Source organism: Nocardioides sp. BP30 (assembly GCF_029873215.1).
Lineage (GTDB): Bacteria > Actinomycetota > Actinomycetes > Propionibacteriales > Nocardioidaceae > Nocardioides.
Window position 1 is genome coordinate 1,588,432 of record NZ_CP123620.1, and the last position, 16,884, is coordinate 1,605,315.

The following is a 16,884-nucleotide window of genomic DNA, read 5'->3' on the forward strand; positions in this document are numbered from 1 at the left end:
GAACCAGAAGAAGGCACACCATGGAAGCATTCACGTCTCACACCGGCGTCGGCGTCCCGCTCAAGCGCAGCAACGTCGACACCGACCAGATCATCCCGGCCGTCTACCTCAAGCGGGTCACCCGCTCGGGCTTCGAGGACGGTCTGTTCGCCGCCTGGCGCAACGACCCGGAGTTCATCCTCAACCAGGAGCCCTACCGCGCCGGCACCGTGCTGATCGCCGGCCCCGACTTCGGCACCGGCTCCTCGCGTGAGCACGCCGTGTGGGCGCTGCAGAACTACGGCTTCAAGGTCGTGCTCTCCTCGCGCTTCGCCGATATCTTCCGCGGCAACTCGGGCAAGGCCGGCCTGCTGACCGGGCAGGTCGACGAGAAGGTCGTCCAGCGGCTGTGGGACTACCTTGACGACAACCCGGGCGGCGAGATCACCGTCGACCTGGAGACGCAGACCGTCAGCACCGCCGACGGCTCGGTGATCGACTCCTTCGACGTCGACCCCTACACCAAGTGGCGCCTGCTCAACGGCCTGGACGACATCAGCCTGACGCTGCGCAACGAGAGCGACATCGCCGCCTTCGAGGGCACCCGGCCGAGCTGGAAGCCGGTCACGCAGCACGCCTGAGATCCCGCAGTTCACCCGGGAGGGCCGGCGTCACAGCTGTGACGCCGGCCCTTCGCGTCCTCTCCTGCGAGGGCTCCGCCACGGCGCAGACCTCGCAAACGGCCCAGCGGGCGTCGTCGCGGCAGCCACGCCCGCGTTCGCGCGGACCCATCGGTTGCGAGGCGGACCGGATCGTCGGGACGGCTGTGACCCTGTGGGTCCCGAACGCTCAGATCGGCCGCGCCGCACGCGCCCGATCCCGCTGAGCTTCGCAGGGTTGGGCTATCGCGGGAGCGATTTGAGCAACGGCCATGGTGCCCGTACCCGGGGTATCTCTAGGGTGGCAGGAGTCGTCGAGCAGCCGGCTCGGCCTGTGGCACGCGAAAGGTTGATCGTGAAGAGGTCTCAGCTCATCGACGCGCTCGCTGCGCGGTTCGAGGGGAACAAGAAGCTCGCCGCCGAGGCGCTCGACGCCGTGGTCGATACCGTCACCCGCGAGGTCGTCCGCGGCGAGAAGGTGGTGATCAAGGGCTTCGGCACCTTCGAGAAGGTGTTGCCTCGCAAGTCCGAGGTCAAGGGGTCGAGCAAGGGCAAGAAGGCGAAGAAGGCCGCGAAGCGTTCCTTCGTCCCGCAGTTCAAGGCCGCCAAGGAGCTCAGCGGCGTCGTCTCGGGCGCGATCAAGCTGCCCAAGCTGCCCAGCTCCGCGAGCGTGAAGAGGGTCGTCGACCAGGTCCAGGAGGCCGTCGAGGCGCGGGCCGGTTCCACCGCGTCTCCGGTGGAGAGGCCGACCAAGGCACCGGTGAAGAAGTCGGCCACGACCGCCGCTGCCGCGCAGGCCAGCGTCGCGAAGGCGCCGCCGGTGAAGAAGGCCACCGCGACGAAGGTGACACCGATCCGCAAGGCGACGGCGACGAAGGCGCCGGCGACGAAGGCGGCGTCGACGAAGGCGGCGTCGAGCGCGGCGGCGTCGAAGACTGCCGCGGCGAAAAAGGCTCCGGCGGCGAAGAAGGCTCCGGCGGCGACATCGGCGCCTGCCGCGGCGAGCAAGACCGCGGCGAGCAAGACCGCGACGAGCAAGACCGCGACGAGCAAGACCGCGGCGAGCAAGACCGCGGCGAGCAAGACGCCAGCCACCAAGACGCCAGCCACCAAGACGCCAGCCAAGCGCACCCCGGCCAAGCGCACCCCGGCCAAGCGAACCCCGTCCAGCGCAGGACAGGCCTCGCCATCCCCGGCCACCGGCTCCGCGACCAGCCCCGCACCCACCCAGACGCCGCCGCCGGGACCGACCCAGTCCTCTCCGGCGGCGCCCACCCAGGCGACCCCGGCGGCCCCCACCCAGACTCCGCCTGCCGCGCCGACACAGACCGCGCCGGCGACGCCGCCGGCCGAGTCCTGACAGCTAGCGTCGTACGGGCCTGTCGGTTCGTCGAGGGACACCACTCGGCCCGCACCTCTCCCGCGGAGCTCACCGCGGGATGTGTCGGCTCGGCTGCGCACCTCGGCGAGCCGGCGTCCCCTCAGCCCAGCAGCCCCAGCTCGGCGGCCGCCAGCGTCGTCCTGACACCCAGCCCGAGGGGCACGGCTGCGCGCAGGTCCTCGAGCGTGTCGACGTCGTGCCGCAGCGAGACCAGCTCGCCGCTCAGCGCGACGGCGCCGCCGGCGACGTGCAGCCGCGCCGAGTCCACGCCGTACGACGGGTCGAACGACGGCAGCGGCGCCGAGTAGAGCGTGGTCCCGGTGCCCGCGGCATCGGCGACGAAGCAGGCGCCCTGCGGAGCGGTCGTGAGTGCTGCGGCCAGGGCCGCGTCGAGGTCGGCGGACCGCAACGCGGGCAGATCCCCGCAGAGCGCCACCGGCCGCAGGGCCGGCCAGCGGCGAGCCGCCTCGGCGGCCGCCAGCCGCAGCGACCCGTTGAGGTCATCGGTCACGCCGTCGGGGATCGCCGAGCAGCCCAGCGCCGTCAGCGAGCTGGCGAAGAGGGCGTCGTCGGTGACCGCCAGTACGGCGCCCACCGAGGCTGCCGCCAAGCACGCGGTGGCGGTGTCGAGGGCGAACGCCGTCGCCAGCGCGACCCGACCGGGATCGGAGAGGGCAGCGCCGGGCAGGCCGACGAGGCGCGACTTGCCACGCGCAGGAGGCTTGACCGGGAGCAGGACGGCGAAGGACATCGCGACCATCTTCCCAACACGCCGACCGGCGGCTCCGCATCACCCCGCCCTTGCCGGGCGCGCGGCAGGTAGCCTGCTCGTTCGTGGGCAAGTACAGGAAGCTGCAGGGCGAGCGAGGCTGGGCATGGACGGCCGCCGTCGGCATCCTCAAGCCGCTCCTGCTGGCGACGACGAAGCAGGACTGGACCGGCGGGGACAAGATCCCGGCACGCGGCGGCGCCATCATCGCGCTCAACCACGTCTCGCACGTCGATCCGCTCACCGCCGCCCACCTCGTCTGGGACTACGGTCGCGAGTCGCGCTACCTGGCCAAGTCCAGTCTGTTCAAGAACGCCCAGCTGGGCAGGTTCCTGCGCGCGGCGGGCCAGATCCCGGTCGACCGGTCGGCGGGCGCCGACGCCTTCAAGGAAGCCGTCGCGGCCGTCAACGCCGGTGAGGTGGTGGTCGTCTACATCGAGGGCTCGATCACCAAGGACCCGGCCGGTTGGCCGATGGTGCCCAAGTCGGGTGCAGCCCGGATCGCCCTGGCGACCGGGGCGCCGGTCATCCCGGTGGGCCAGTGGGGCGCCCAGGCGCTCCTGCCGGCGTACTCCAGGCGACCCCATCTGGTCGGCCGCAAGACGATCACCATGCGCGTCGGCGACCCGGTGGAGCTCGACGACCTGCGCGAGCAGCGGCCCACCGCCGCAGCCGTGCGGCAGGCCACCGACCGGATCATGGCGGCGATCGTGGACCTGGTCGAGGAGATCCGCGGCGAGGAGGCGCCCGACGAGCGGTTCGACCCGCGCAAGCACGGCCTGAACTCCACCGGCAATCCGAACCTCCACAAGAAGGCTGCGCAATGACGAAGGTAGCGGTCTTCGGGGCCGGGTCGTGGGGTACGGCGTTCTCCATCGTGCTGGCCGACGCCGGCAACGATGTGACGATCTGGGCACGCCGTGAGGAGGTGGCGGCGGGGATCAACCAGAGCCGTCGCAACGCCGAGTACCACCCCGACGTCGAGCTCTCGCCTCGCATCAGGGCCACTCACGACGTGGAGGAGGCGGCGAGCGATGCCGACGTGGTCGTCCTGGCCACGCCGTCGCAGACCCTGCGCGCCAACCTCTCGGCGTGGGCCCCCCACCTCCCGAGCCGGGCACCGCTCGTCTCGCTGATGAAGGGTGTCGAGCTCGGCACCCTCAACCGGATGAGCGAGGTGATCGCCCAGGAGACCGGCGCGGACGAGGGCCGGATCGCTGTGATCAGCGGCCCGAACCTCTCACCGGAGATCGCGCGGCGCGAGCCGGCCGCCGCGGTGGTCGCCTGCGCCGACGAGGAGGTCGCCAAGCAACTGCAGGCGATCATCCACACCCCCGCCTTCCGGCCCTACACCTCCACCGATGTGCTGGGTTGCGAGCTCGGCGGTGCCTACAAGAACGTCGTCGGCCTCGCCGTCGGGATGGCCGTCGGGCTCGGCTTCGGTGACAACTCGACCGCCTCGGTGATCACCCGTGGGCTGGCCGAGACGGCACGGCTGGCGATCAAGATGGGTGCCGACCCCATGACCCTCATGGGCCTGGCCGGACTGGGAGACCTGGTCGCGACCTGCTCCTCGCCGCTGTCCCGCAACCGCACCTTCGGCGAGAAGCTCGGCCGCGGCCTCTCGGTCGAGGAGATCACCGGCGGCACCCACCAGGTGGCGGAGGGCGTGAAGTCCTGCCACTCGCTGCGCGAGCTCGCCGCGCGGCACGGCGTGGACGCCCCCCTGGCCCAGTACGTCGACGAGGTCGTCGCCGGTCGGATGACGGCCACGGCGACGATGGACGCGATGCTCGGGCGACCCACGAAGGCCGAGACGGACTGAGCGGTCGCCGGACCTACCGTCGGGGTAGTCCGGGGCGCAATGCAGGGGTTGTCGGGCTGCAGGCATGATCTGCGCCCCGGACTACCCCAGCTCGCGGCGCATCCAGATCGAGTCCTGACCCACCAGCCCGTGCCTCCGGTAGAACGCCCGGGCCCTGTCGTTCGGCCGCACCGTCTCCAGGAACAGCGCTCCGCAGCCTGCCGCCCGGGCCTGGGCGATCACCTGCTCGATCAGCAGGCCTCCCCACCCGCTGCGGCGCCACCCGGCCGCGACGTAGAGCTCGTCGAGGAGCCCTTCACGACCGCCCGACTCCAGGCTCCAGCCCCAGGTGAGGACGGCGTAGCCCGCAGCGTCGGCGCCGGGTTCGTCCGGCTGCAGCAGCCACACCTGGCCGTGGGTGTCGTCGGCCAGGAGGGGACCGAGGGCGCGGCGGACCCGGACCTCGTCGTACGGGTGCCCGTCCTCGACGTAGAAGACCGCGACCATCGCCAGCAGCGCCGGCAGGTCCCCGGAGGTGGCGCGGCGGACCGTGAGCTGGTTCAGCGGATCCTCACAGCCCGTTGAGCGCGCCGGCCAGATCGGCCCAGAGGTCGTCGACGTCCTCGATGCCGACGCTGAGCCGGATCAGGCCCTCGGGGACCTCCTTGTCCTCGCCCTTCCAGCGGCGCCGCCGTTCGAAGGTCGACTCCACGCCGCCCAGGGAGGTGCAGTGCACCCACAGGGAGGTCGCGTGGGTCACCGCGTCGGCCGCCTCGCTGGTGGGGAGCACGATCGCGAGCATGCCGCCGAAGCCCGGATAGAGCACCTCGCTGACGGCAGGATGCTCCTCGAGCCGCTCCACCAGCACCGCGGCGTTGGCCGAGGCCCGCTCGACCCGCAGCGCCAGCGTGCGCAGGCCGCGAAGCGCGAGCCAGGCCTCCAGCGTGCCCGGGATGGCGCCGATGAGGTCGCGGCGGCCCTTGAGCACGTCCCACAGGGCACGTCCGGCGTCGTCGTCGGGCACGACGATGGCGCCCATCACCGCGTCGGAGTGCCCGGCCAGATACTTGGTGGCCGAGTGCACCACCACGTCGGCGCCCAGCGCCAGCGGCTGCTGCAGCAGGGGAGTGGCGAAGGTGTTGTCGACGACGACCCGGGCGCCGACGGCGTGGGCAGCGCTGATCAGGGCCGGCAGGTCGGCGACCGCCATGCCGGGATTGGTGGGCGACTCCAGCCACAGCAGGGCGACGTCCTCGTCCAGCGCCTTGACGACGGCGGCGGTGTCGGTGACGTCGACCAGCCGCGTGGTCAGCCGGCCGCGGGCCTCGAGATCGGCGAGCTGGCCCACCGTGCCGAGGTAGGACTGCCCGGCGACCACGACGGAGTCGCTGACCAGGTCGAGCAGCGTCGCGATCGCCGCCAACCCGCTGCTGAACGTGAGTGCCTTGCCGCCCTCCAGCTCACCGAGCGCCGTCTCGAAGGCCACCCAGGCGTCGTTGGTGTAGCGGCCGTACTCCTTCTCGCCGCCTCCGACGTACGTCGAGGCCATCGTGATGGGCACGTTCAACGGCTGGTCGGGCTCGTGTGCCGGCCGGCCGGCATGGACGGCGCGGGTCGCAGGCTTGGTGTGGTCGGCCATGTGCACAGACTAGAGCCTGGGCCCACTACGCTCGGACACCATGATCGCCCTCACCCTCGCCGAGATCGCGGCCCTCACGGGCGGCTCGATCGCCGGTGCCGAGCAGCCCGTCGTGGTGGAGGGACCGGTCGTGATCGACGGTCGCGAGGCAGGTCCCGGCAGCCTGTTCGTCGCGTTCGCCGGGGAGCACACCGACGGTCACCTGCACGTCCCGCAGGCGGCGGCGGCCGGTGCCGTCGCCGTCCTCGGCAGCCGACCCACCGAGCTGCCGACGGTCGTGGTCGACGACGTCCAGCGGGCGTTGCAGCAGCTCGCGCAGGCGGTCGTCGCGCGGGTCCGTTCCGCAGGAGGCCTGACGGTGGTCGGCATCACCGGCTCGCAGGGCAAGACCTCGGTCAAGGATCTGCTCGGCGCCGTCCTCGGCCAGGCCGCGCCGACGGTGGCCACCCGCGGGTCCTACAACAACGAGATCGGGATGCCGCTGACAGCGCTGCGGGTCGACACCGCCACCCGGTTCCTGGTCCTGGAGATGGGAGCACGCGGCAAGGGCCACATCGCGGAGCTCGCCGGGCTGGTCCCGCCCGACATCGGCGTGGTGCTCAACGTGGGGTTCGCGCACCTCGGCGAGTTCGGCTCGCGGGAGGCGATCGCGGACGCCAAGGGCGAGCTGGTCGAGGCCACGACAGGGGTGGCGGTGCTCAACGCCGACGACGAGCGCGTGATAGCGATGGCGGCCCGCACCCACGCGCGGGTGCTGACCTTCGGGCAGGAGGATCAGGCGGACGTGCTGGTGCGGGACCTGAAGCTGGACCGGCTCGGTCGGCCCTCCTTCACCCTGGCGACAGCAGAGGCGGCGGTGTCCGTGACCTTGCAGCTGGTGGGCGCCCACCAGGCGCTCAACGCGGCCGCAGCCGCCACCGCCGCGATGGCGGCGGGACTCACCCTCGCGCAGGTCGGCGCAGCACTCGACGGCGTCACGACGCTGTCGAAGTGGCGGATGGAGCTGCACGAGCTCCCCGACGGCACGATCGTGCTCAACGACGCCTACAACGCCAATCCCGACTCGATGCGCGCCGGTATCGACGCGCTCGCGACGATCGGTGCCGACGAGGCGGTCGCCCGGACCGTCGCCGTCCTCGGGGAGATGAGGGAGCTCGGCCCCGATGCCGAGCAGGAGCACGTCGCGATCGGGCGCTACGCGGCCGAGCACGGCATCGACCAGGTCGTGGTGGTGGGGGAGGCGGCCCGCGGGATCGCTACGGGGGCGCGCGAGGGCGGTACGGCGACAGTGCTGCTCACCGACAACGCCGCCGTCACCGACTGGGTCCGTGCGCACCTCGGCGGCGGTGACGCGGTCCTCTTCAAGGCCTCCAACGGGGCGCGCCTGTACGAGGTCGCACAGTCGCTTCTCTAGACTCTCGCCCCATGGTCGACGCAGCCCAGCCCAACCCCACCGAGGTCGCGGAGCCCGTACCGGGCCGCAAGATCCGGGTCGCCCTGCTCTTCGGCGGACGCTCGGGGGAGCACGCGATCTCGGCGGCCACGGCGGCCGGCGTGATGCAGGCGATCGACACCGAGAAGTACGACGTACTCCCCGTCGGGATCACCCGTGAGGGTCAGTGGGTGCTCACCGGCGGCGATCCGTCGCGCTTCGAGCTCACCGCCGGTCGGCTGCCGGAGGTGACGACCGAGTCGGGCCGGCAGGTGGTCGGGCTCAGCGACGTCGGCGAGGTCGACGTGGTCTTCCCGGTCCTGCACGGCCCGTTCGGCGAGGACGGCACCATCCAGGGGCTGCTGGAGCTGGCCGACGTCCGCTACGTCGGGTGCGGAGTGCTGGCCTCGGCGGTCGGGATGGACAAGCACTACATGAAGCTCGTCTTCGCCGGTCACGGCCTGCCGGTCGGCCCCTACGTCGTGGTGCATCCCCGCGACTGGGACCAGCGCCAGGCCGAGGTGGTCGCGCGGGTCAGCCAGGAGCTGGCGTTCCCCGTCTTCGTCAAGCCCGCCCGGGCCGGCTCCTCGCTCGGCGTGACCAGGGTCGACGACATCTCCGGCCTGGCCGAGGCGATCGAGGAGGCTCGCTTCCACGACCCCAAGGTGCTGGTCGAGCAGGGATTGGTGGGTCGCGAGATCGAGTGCGCCGTGCTGGGCGGTCGGGACGGCTCGGCTCCGCGCGCGTCCGTGCCCGGCGAGATCGTGGTCGACCACGGCTCTGCTGACTTCTACGACTTCGAGGAGAAGTACTCCGCCACCTCGCACGCTCGCACCCAGGCGCCGGCCGACCTGCCTGACGAGGTGACAGCAAGGGTGCGCGACCTCGCGGTGCGCGCGTTCGAGGCGATCGGCGGCGAGGGCATCTCCCGCGTCGACGTCTTCGTCAGCCCCGACGGCGAGGTCGTGATCAACGAGATCAACACCCTGCCCGGCTTCACCCCCATCTCGATGTATCCGAAGATGTGGGAGGCGACCGGGCTGTCCTACCCCGAGCTGATCGACGAGCTCATCCAGCTGGCGCTCGAGCGCCCGACCGGGCTGCGCTGAGTCGCGTGTCGGATCCGTCGTCCTCGCATCGGGCACCGGTCCCCGCCGTACGCCGGATCGGCGCGGATGAGTGGCCCTCGATCCGCGCGATGCGCCTCGAGGCGCTGCGGGACGAGGCCGCCGCGATCGCGTTCCTCGACACCTACGAGGAGGCCGCTGCCCGGCCGGACTCCTTCTGGCAGGAGCGCGCCGCGGGTGCGGCGCGGGGCACCGGGGCGGCCCAGTTCGTCGCCGTCGCCGGGGACGGGGCGTGGGTGGGCAGCGTCACCGGCCTGCGCGAGGAGGCCGGCGCGCGGGACTGGGCGGGGCAGCCGATCGAGCGGCTGCAGGTGCACGTGGTAGGGGTCTGGGTCCGTCCCGACCACCGCGGCTCCGGTGTGCTGGGCCGGCTGGTCGGTGCCGTCGGGGACTGGGCCGGGGAGCACGGCGTGGACCGGCTACGGCTGCTCGTGCACGAGGACAACGCCCGCGCGCAGGCGGCGTACCGCAAGCTGGGGTTCGCCGCTACCGGAGTCACCGTGCCGCTCGCGGCCGGCCACGAGCTCGAGATGGCGCGAGGCGTCAGTCTTTGACGGTCGAGACGTCGCTTCTTAGCAATCGAGACGTCGGTCTCAACCCGGACGGAGGCCCGACTCAACCCGGACGGAGGCCCGACTCAACCCGGACGGAGGCCCGACTCAACGGTCGAGGGCCTGCGTCACCAGCGCGTGGGCGACCCGCCCCAAGGTGGTGCCGCCGGCGGTGCAGGCGAAGGGGAAGACCGACGTCTCCGTCGTGCCCGGGGTGATGGCGGTCTCCAGCAGCACGAACGAGCCGTCGGGGGAGACGATGAAGTCCGACCGCGAGAGGTCGCGCAGCCCGAGGACCCGGTGCGCGGTGCGCGCCGTCTCGCCGAGCTGGTCGAGCAGGTCGGCCGGCAGGTCCGGTACGGCGAGGCCGACGAACTCGGCGGTGTAGCGCGCGGCGAAGTCGAACTCGTGGCCCTTGGTGAAGTCGATGGCGATCGGGTCCAGCGAGCGCAGCCCCTCGGCGTCCTCGAGCACCACCACCGAGACGTCGATGCCCTGGTAGAACCGCTCGATGAGCGCGTCGTCGTGGTAGGCGTAGGTGCCGACCAGCGCCGAGGGGAGCTCCGCGAGCCCGTCCACGCCGCTGACGCCCAGCGCCGAGCCGCCCCGGGCGGGCTTGACCACCACCCGCTCGCCGAGCCGGTCCAGGACGTGCTCCATCAGCGCCGTCGGGCCGATGTCGCGGAACGTCTGCGCGGAGAGACCCACGCTGTCGGGGACCGGGATGTCGGCGCGGCGCAGCAGCTCGCGGGCACTGCCCTTGTCGAAGGCGACCCGGCAGGCGCGCGAGGTGCTTCCTACGTAGGGCAGGTCGATCAGCTCGAGCAGGGTCTGGATCTCGCCGTCCTCGCCGAACTGCCCGTGCAGCGCCGGCAGCGCGACGGTGGCCTTGTCCCGCTCGAGGTTGTGGAGCAGGTTGCGGTCGAAGTCGTAGGCCGCCACGTCGACACCCTCGGCGCGCAGCTCGCGCACCAGGTTGCGACCCGACGCCAGCGAGACGTCGCGCTCGTGGGAGAGACCACCGGCGATGACGGCGACCAGACCGCTCATGGGACAGCTCCAGCTCAGGTTGGGGGTGGATCAGATGTGCACGACGGGGCACGTCAGCGTGCGGGTGATGCCCTCGAGCGTCTGGATCTTGGCGACGACCAGCTTGCCGAGCTCGTCGACGTTCTTGGCCTCGGCGCGGACGATCACGTCGTAGGGGCCGGTCACGTCCTCGGCCTGGGTCACGCCCTTGACCTGGGCGATCTGCGCGGCCACGTCGGCGGCCCTGCCGACATCGGTCTGGATCAGGATGTAGGCCTGGACGACCATCGCGCTCTCCTCACGTCGTTCCGGCCTCGTCGCCGGTCCGTCGCTCAACCTATACCGCGCGCTGAACGAGCCGGTAGGCGGACGGCGGTGGCCGCCCAGCGGGCCCCGCGCGGTTGGATGGGGCCATGACCTCGGAGCAGACCCTCGCGGACGTCGGTGAGTTCGGGCTGATCGCCCAGCTGGTGGAGCGCTTCCCGCAGGGCGAGCACGTCCTGGTCGGCCCCGGCGACGACGCCGCGCTGCTGCGGATCAAGCAGGGCCACGTGGTCGTCTCCAGCGACCTCATGGTCGAGGGTCGGCACTTCCGGCGCGACTGGGCCAGCGGGTACGACGTCGGCCGCCGCGCTGCCGCGCAGAACCTGTCCGACATCAACGCCATGGGCGGTCGGGCCCACTCGCTCACGATCGGGCTGGCGGCTCCTGCCGACCTTCCGGTGGCCTGGGCGCTCGACCTGGCCACCGGTTTCGCCGAGGAGTGCGCGCTGGTCGGCGCGTCAGTGGTCGGTGGCGACCTGACCCGGGCCGAGGAGGTGGTGGTCGCGGTGACGGTGCTGGGAGCCATCGCCCAGGCGCCGGTGCTGCGCAGCGGGGCCGGTCCCGGGGACGTCCTCGCGCTGGCGGGCCGGCAGGGCTGGGCCGCCGGCGGTCTCGCCGTGCTCAGCCGCGGGTTCCGCTCGCCGCGGGCGCTGGTCGAGGCCTACCGCCGCCCCGAGCCGCCGTACGAGGCGGGCGCGCTGGCCGCCGCCGCCGGCGCGCGCGCGATGATCGACGTCTCCGACGGCCTCCTGGCCGAGTGCGGCCACCTGGCGGCCGCGTCGGGCGTCGCGATCGACGTCCGCACCGCCGACCTCGACGTCCCCGAGCCGCTGCACGCGGTGGCTGCGGCCACCGGTGCCGACCCGATCAGCTTCGTCCTCGGCGGGGGAGACGATCACGCCCTGCTGGCCACCTTCCCCGCGGGTACGCCGCTGCCGGCGGGCTTCCGGGCCATCGGCGCCGTGGCCGAGGGCTCGGGGGTCACGGTCGACGGTGCCGCCTACGGGGGCGCCACCGGCTGGACGCACTTCTGAGCGCGCCGAGGCGCTAGGGGCGGGTGCGCACCACGTTCGAGCCGACGATCTTGTCGTGCAGCGCCTGCTTCTTGCCGTCCCAGGCCGCCCAGAGGGGATTGAGGGCGGTCCACACGCCTCCGACCAGCAGGACGACACCCACGGCGGTGAGCGATCCGGACAGCAGGGCCAGTTCCTCGAGGATCGCGAGGAGGCCGCTGTAGACGAGCACCCTGACGAGGGCTCGCCCCCAGGACAGCGGACCGGGCCTGGAGCGCAGGCGTGTGCGCAGACCGGTGACGAGCTGTCCGGGCGTGCCGCCCCAGAGCCGGAGGAACACGGTGTGCACCAGGACCAGGATCACGGCGGCCGCCAGGTAGAGCCAGGCGTGGTCGCCGTAGAGATGCACGAGGTGGCGCAGGTACCAGGACAGTGCGCCGGGCTCGCCGGCGTCGACCCGGCGGGTGAACTCCTCGTTCAACGACCGCTGGTCGCGCTGCATGGCGACCTGGCCCGGCAGCGTGACGACCACCGCCACGATCGCTCCGAAGATGCCGTCGATGGCGCTCGCGCCGACGCGGTGCCACCACCCGGCGAGCGGCTCGCCGTCCGGCGTCGTCGGCCGGTACGTCGGCGCCACGGCGTCGTACCGGTGCACGTGCTCGGTCCAGCGCAGCCCGTCCCAGTAGCGCAGGTCCGGGAGGCCGGGCGAGGCGGCGGGATCGGGGTACCAGCCGGCAGGTGCTTCGCTCACGGCGTGAGCGTAGGGGCCCGCGGCGGGATCGGGGGCGGAAACGCCGGGAAAGCACGAAGGCCGCCGCCCGAGGGGCAGCGGCCTTCGCGGAGGTCAGCGACAGGTCAGCGGGAGACCTTGCCGGCCTTGAGGCAGCCGGTGCAGACGTTGAGGCGCTTGGCGGTGCCGTTCACGACGGCGCGCACGCGCTGGATGTTGGGGTCGAAGCGGCGCTTCGTGATCTTGCGGGACCACGGCCGGTTGTTGCCGAAGCCCGGCTTCTTGGCGCAGATGTCGCAGACGGCAGCCACCGTGAACTCCTGAAAAATCGTGTGTCTAGGTCTCGTGTCGCCTCGCGCTCCGAGTGCAGGACACCCGGATCCAGCGCTGGCAACCGAACGAGAGTAGCCGATCTGTGGGCTCCGGCGGAAATCGCCGGTGGCCCCACTACTCTGAGGCCTTCTGAGGGTATCGAGAGGCGCGGCCGACACCGAACCGGCGCCTCGTCCGCGGTCGGGCCGGAAGGAGGTGGTCGGTGATGCTGCTGGACCTGTCGGTGATCCACCGGTTCGCCGACCTGGCGGCCGACGCGCTCGGTGCGCACCGTGAGGAGATCGACGGTCTCAACGTCTATCCCGTCCCCGACGCCGACACCGGCACCAACCTCTACCTCACCGCCACCTCGGCGCGCGACGCGCTCTGCGAGGTCGACGGCGGCGACGCGCGGGAGGCGCTGGCGGCCTACGCCCGCGGCGCGCTCCTCGGCGCCCGGGGCAACTCCGGGGTGATTCTGGCGGAGATGCTGGGGGCGGCGCTGCGCCGCCTGGTGGCTGCCGATGACGGCGAGCGCCGGGCGACGGTCTTCGCCGACGCCCTCCGCCTGGCCAGCGAGGCGGCGTACGCAGCGGTGGGGAGCCCGGTCGAGGGCACCATGCTGACCGTCTGCCGGGCGGCCGCGGAGGCGGGCCTGGCGCGTGCCGAGGAACCGACCGCGCAGACCCGCGACGTGGTGGCTGCGGCCGCCGACGGTGCCCGCGAGGCGCTCCAGCGCACTCCCGAGCAGCTCGGTCGTCTCGCCGAGGCGGGGGTGGTCGACGCCGGTGGCCGCGGGGTCAGCGTCATCTTCGACGCGGTCGACCGAGCGCTGACGGGACGGCGCCCGACCGAGGTCGCGGTGCGGACCCGGCCGACGGCCGGCCCCGAAGCCGCCCCGGAGGCCGCCCCGGAGGCGCAGGGCGAGCCGGGGCCCCACCTCACCGAGGACGGCCCGGCGTACGAGGTGATGTTCCTGCTCGACGCGGAGGACGCCTCCATCCCGACGCTGCGCAGCACCCTCGGCGCGCTCGGCGACTCATTGGTGGTCGTGGGCGGCGAGGGACTGTGGAACGTGCACGTGCATGTCGACGACGTGGGTGCGGCGATCGAGGCGGGCATCGCGGCGGGGCGTCCGCACCGGGTGCGGGTGACCCACTTCCTGGAGCAGAGCATCCGGCCGGGCGCCCCGAGCGCGACCGCTGCCCGTACCGGTCGCGCCGTGGTGGCGGCCGCGAGCGGACCGGGCCTGCGCGCCCTGTTCGAGGCGGCCGGGGCCGTCGTGCTGCAGGCCCGACCCACCACCGCCGAGCTGGTCTCGGCGCTGGTGGCGACGGGTGCGGCGGAGGTGGTCGTGCTGCCCAACGACTTCCGCACCATGCGGTACGCCGAGGCCGCCGCACGCACCGTCGAACAGGACCACGGACTGCGGGTGGCGGTCATCCCCAGCACGGCGCAGGTCCAGGGCCTGGCAGCGATGGCCGTGCACGACCCCGCGGCACCGTTCGGCAGGGACGTGCTCGAGATGACGGCGACCGCGCGGCACGCCCGTCACGGAGCCGTCACCGTCGCCGACAGGCGTGCGCTCACGCTGGCGGGCCCGTGCGAGCCCGGCGACACGCTGGGTGTCATCGACGGTGAGTTCGTCCGCGTGGGCGGTGCCCTCGAGGAGGTCGCCGTCGACGTGCTCAGCCGGCTCATCGGCGGTGGCGGCGAGATGGTCACGCTGGTCTCCGGGGCCGACGACGCGGAGGGCGCCCTGGCCGAGGCGGCCCGCGGGTGGGTGGAGGAGCGCCACCCCAGCGTCGACGTCGTCTGCTACGCCGGCGGACAGGCCCGCTACCCGCTGCTGGTGGCGGTCGAGTGATCACGCTGGACTCGCCCGTCCAGGCCGTCCTGGGCGATCACAAGAAGGCGGAGAAGATCGTGAGCGGGCTGGGCCTGCGCACGGTCGGCGACCTGCTGCACCACTTCCCGCGGCGCTACCTCAACACGGCGAGGCTGACCCAGGTCTCGGAGTTGCAGGAGGGGCTGATGCTCACCGTGCTCGGTGAGATCGTCAGCACCCGGATGGCCAGCTACACCGATCGACGCACGGGCCGGCCGGCGTACCGGGTGGAGACCGTGCTGCAGACCGACGGGCCGCGCCTGTCGATGACGTTCTTCGCCAAGCGCAAGCACATCGCGGAGTGGAATGCGGCGCGCCTCGCGCCCGGGACGCGCGGCGTCTTCATCGGCAAGGCAGGGTCCTTCCGCAACCAGTGGCAGCTGACCAACCCGCAGATGGTGCTCTTCGGCGATGCCACCGACGCCGGTGCCGACGGGGTCCCCGACGATGCCGCGATGACCATCGAGGCGCTCACCGACGTCTTCCCGATCTATCCGTTGACCGCCGGCGTGCTCTCCTGGGATCTGCAGCGCGCGGTGCGGTTCGCCCGCGAGGTGGTCACCGGGATCGAGGACGCGCTGCCTGACCCGGTCCGCCATCGGCACCAGATCATCGACCTGCGCACGGCCTTCGACCAGATCCACCAGCCGGCGAGCTTCGAGGAGGTCGAGGAGGCGCAGCGGCGGTTCCGGTTCGCCGAGGCGCTGACGCTCCAGCTGGTGCTGGGCAGGCGTCGTCGCGCGCTGATGGCGCAGGGTGCCCAAGCCCGCACCGGGGGCAGCCACCCGGCGGGCGAGAGCCTGCTGGAGCGGTTCGACGCCACCCTCCCCTTCGAGCTCACCGTCGGCCAACGGGAGGTCGGTCGGCAGCTGGAGCACGACCTGGCCCAGCCGCACCCGATGAACCGGCTGCTCCAGGGCGAGGTGGGCTCCGGCAAGACCCTGGTCGCGTTCCGGGCGATGCTGCGGGTCGTCGACTCCGGCGGCCAGGCAGCGCTGCTGGCCCCCACCGAGGTGCTGGCCCAGCAGCACTACCGCTCGATCAGCACCCTGCTCGCCCCGCTCAACGGCGGCAGCACCGCCGGGGGCGGTCTCTTCGGGGGCGGTACGGCGGTCGAGCTGCTCACCGGCTCGATGACCAAGTCCCAGCGCAAGGAGCCGCTGAGCCGGATCGCCGTGGGCGAGTCCGGCATCGTCGTCGGCACCCACGCGCTGCTGCAGGACCAGGTCATGTTCGACGACCTCGGCCTGGTCGTGGTCGACGAGCAGCACCGGTTCGGGGTCGAGCAGCGCGCCGCGCTCACCGACAAGGCCGGGACGCCCCCGCACGTGCTGGTCATGACGGCGACCCCCATCCCGCGGACCGTGGCGATGACCGTCTTCGGCGACCTCGAGGTCTCGACCCTCACCGAGCTGCCGGCGGGCAGGGCGCCGATTCAGACCAACCTGGTCCCGCTGGCCGAGCGACCCGGCTGGATCGAGCGGGTCTGGGAGCGCGTGCGGGAGGAGGTCGGCAAGGGCCACCAGGCCTACGTGGTCGCGCCGCGGATCAGCGGGGACGACACGGAGCAGGGCGAGACCGATGCGGTCGACCTCGACGAGGACGGCAATCCGATCAAGTCGCCGTCCGGCCAGCTCGCGTCGGTCGTCGACCTCGCCGAGCAGCTCGGGGGTGGTCCGCTGGTGGGGGTCCGCATCGCCGTTCTGCACGGCCGGTTGCCGGCGGAGGAGAAGGACCGCACCATGCGCGCCTTCGCTGCCGGCGAGATCGACGTGCTCGTCTCCACCACCGTGATCGAGGTCGGCGTGGACGTCGCGAACGCCACCGCGATGGTGATCGTGGACGCCGAGCGCTTCGGCGTCTCCCAGCTGCACCAGCTGCGCGGTCGGGTCGGACGCGGCGGCCTGCCGGGACTGTGCCTGCTGGTCTCGCACGCGGAGGCCGGTACGCCGGCGCGCGAGCGGCTGGAGGCGGTCGCGAGCACGACCGACGGGTTCGCCCTCTCGCGGGTCGACCTCGAGCAGCGCCGCGAGGGCGACGTCCTGGGCGCCTCCCAGTCCGGCAGGCGCTCCAGTCTGCAGAACCTGCGGGTGCTGCGCGACGAGGACACCATCGAGGAGGCCCGGGCAGCGGCGAACGCGCTGTTGGACGAGGATGTGGACCTGCAGCAGGCACCGCTGCTCGCGCGCGAGGTCGCGGAGATCGAGAGCTCGGTGCGAGCCGACTACATCGAGAAGGGCTGAG

General features: G+C 72.5%; 17 protein-coding genes. 10 read left to right on the top strand and 7 right to left on the bottom strand.

Annotation, left to right across the window (positions count from 1 at the left end; all coding sequences use genetic code 11):
• Positions 1–20: 20 nt before the first annotated feature.
• Both leuD and P5P86_RS07465 read left to right on the top strand, forming a co-directional pair.
• Positions 21–620, top strand: coding sequence for a 3-isopropylmalate dehydratase small subunit (gene leuD, locus P5P86_RS07460; protein ID WP_280610686.1), 600 nt, complete (start codon positions 21–23; stop codon positions 618–620).
• 373 nt (positions 621–993) lie between these two features.
• On the top strand, positions 994–1,998 hold the full coding sequence (locus P5P86_RS07465) for an HU family DNA-binding protein (protein ID WP_280610687.1): 1,005 nt from the start codon (positions 994–996) through the stop codon (positions 1,996–1,998).
• Between the two features lie 121 nt (positions 1,999–2,119).
• Here the strand turns inward: P5P86_RS07465 and P5P86_RS07470 are convergent, their stop codons facing one another.
• Positions 2,120–2,770 (bottom strand): 2-phospho-L-lactate guanylyltransferase, encoded by a 651-nt coding sequence (locus P5P86_RS07470; protein WP_280610688.1) that lies wholly within the window; start codon positions 2,768–2,770, stop codon positions 2,120–2,122.
• Positions 2,771–2,853: 83 nt separating this feature from the next.
• On the opposite strand from P5P86_RS07470, the gene P5P86_RS07475 reads away from it, so the two are divergent.
• Together P5P86_RS07475 and P5P86_RS07480 are read left to right on the top strand one after the other, a co-directional pair.
• Complete coding sequence (locus tag P5P86_RS07475) at positions 2,854–3,615, top strand: lysophospholipid acyltransferase family protein (protein ID WP_280610689.1); 762 nt, start codon at positions 2,854–2,856, stop codon at positions 3,613–3,615.
• Positions 3,612–4,613, top strand: coding sequence for an NAD(P)H-dependent glycerol-3-phosphate dehydrogenase (locus P5P86_RS07480; protein WP_280610690.1), 1,002 nt, complete (start codon positions 3,612–3,614; stop codon positions 4,611–4,613). Before P5P86_RS07475 ends, P5P86_RS07480 begins: the two co-directional genes overlap by 4 nt.
• Before the next feature lie 81 nt (positions 4,614–4,694).
• On the opposite strand, the gene P5P86_RS07485 is transcribed toward P5P86_RS07480, so the two are convergent.
• Both P5P86_RS07485 and P5P86_RS07490 read right to left on the bottom strand, forming a co-directional pair.
• Positions 4,695–5,099 (bottom strand): GNAT family N-acetyltransferase, encoded by a 405-nt coding sequence (locus P5P86_RS07485; RefSeq protein WP_280610691.1) that lies wholly within the window; start codon positions 5,097–5,099, stop codon positions 4,695–4,697.
• 64 nt (positions 5,100–5,163) lie between these two features.
• The gene (locus tag P5P86_RS07490; protein WP_280610692.1) at positions 5,164–6,231 is read right to left on the bottom strand and encodes a trans-sulfuration enzyme family protein; all 1,068 of its coding nucleotides are present in this window, start codon (positions 6,229–6,231) and stop codon (positions 5,164–5,166) included.
• A gap of 40 nt (positions 6,232–6,271) precedes the next feature.
• On the opposite strand from P5P86_RS07490, the gene P5P86_RS07495 reads away from it, so the two are divergent.
• The 3 genes from P5P86_RS07495 to P5P86_RS07505 are packed head-to-tail and all read left to right on the top strand — an operon-like array spanning position 6,272 to position 9,344.
• Entirely contained in the window at positions 6,272–7,645 is a 1,374-nt protein-coding gene (locus tag P5P86_RS07495; protein ID WP_280610693.1) for a UDP-N-acetylmuramoyl-tripeptide--D-alanyl-D-alanine ligase, read from the top strand.
• Positions 7,646–7,656: 11 nt separating this feature from the next.
• Positions 7,657–8,772 carry a D-alanine--D-alanine ligase family protein gene (locus tag P5P86_RS07500; protein ID WP_280610694.1) on the top strand — a complete coding sequence of 372 codons (1,116 nt, stop codon included), beginning with the start codon at positions 7,657–7,659 and terminating at the stop codon, positions 8,770–8,772.
• 5 nt (positions 8,773–8,777) lie between these two features.
• The gene (locus P5P86_RS07505) at positions 8,778–9,344 is read left to right on the top strand and encodes a GNAT family N-acetyltransferase (protein ID WP_280610695.1); all 567 of its coding nucleotides are present in this window, start codon (positions 8,778–8,780) and stop codon (positions 9,342–9,344) included.
• A 105-nt stretch (positions 9,345–9,449) separates the two neighbouring features.
• Here the strand turns inward: P5P86_RS07505 and P5P86_RS07510 are convergent, their stop codons facing one another.
• Positions 9,450–10,391: a D-alanine--D-alanine ligase family protein gene (locus tag P5P86_RS07510; RefSeq protein ID WP_280610696.1), complete on the bottom strand. Its 942-nt coding sequence runs from the start codon at positions 10,389–10,391 to the stop codon at positions 9,450–9,452.
• Between the two features lie 30 nt (positions 10,392–10,421).
• Positions 10,422–10,658, bottom strand: a complete 237-nt coding sequence (locus P5P86_RS07515; protein ID WP_280610697.1) for an Lrp/AsnC family transcriptional regulator — start codon at positions 10,656–10,658, stop codon at positions 10,422–10,424.
• Between the two features lie 125 nt (positions 10,659–10,783).
• Between P5P86_RS07515 and P5P86_RS07520 the strand changes: the two genes are divergently transcribed.
• The gene (locus tag P5P86_RS07520) at positions 10,784–11,728 is read left to right on the top strand and encodes a thiamine-phosphate kinase (RefSeq protein ID WP_280610698.1); all 945 of its coding nucleotides are present in this window, start codon (positions 10,784–10,786) and stop codon (positions 11,726–11,728) included.
• Between the two features lie 13 nt (positions 11,729–11,741).
• Here P5P86_RS07520 and P5P86_RS07525 read toward each other — a convergent pair whose 3' ends face one another.
• Positions 11,742–12,461, bottom strand: coding sequence for an RDD family protein (locus P5P86_RS07525; RefSeq protein ID WP_280610699.1), 720 nt, complete (start codon positions 12,459–12,461; stop codon positions 11,742–11,744).
• A gap of 104 nt (positions 12,462–12,565) precedes the next feature.
• Positions 12,566–12,751, bottom strand: coding sequence for a 50S ribosomal protein L28 (gene rpmB, locus P5P86_RS07530; RefSeq protein WP_280610700.1), 186 nt, complete (start codon positions 12,749–12,751; stop codon positions 12,566–12,568).
• A 227-nt stretch (positions 12,752–12,978) separates the two neighbouring features.
• On the opposite strand from rpmB, the gene P5P86_RS07535 reads away from it, so the two are divergent.
• Both P5P86_RS07535 and P5P86_RS07540 read left to right on the top strand, forming a co-directional pair.
• Positions 12,979–14,619, top strand: coding sequence for a fatty acid kinase ATP-binding subunit FakA (locus tag P5P86_RS07535; protein ID WP_280611220.1), 1,641 nt, complete (start codon positions 12,979–12,981; stop codon positions 14,617–14,619).
• A complete protein-coding gene (locus tag P5P86_RS07540; protein WP_280610701.1) occupies positions 14,616–16,883 on the top strand; it encodes an ATP-dependent DNA helicase RecG in 2,268 nt (755 codons plus the stop codon). Before P5P86_RS07535 ends, P5P86_RS07540 begins: the two co-directional genes overlap by 4 nt.
• Position 16,884: the final 1 nt, after the last annotated feature.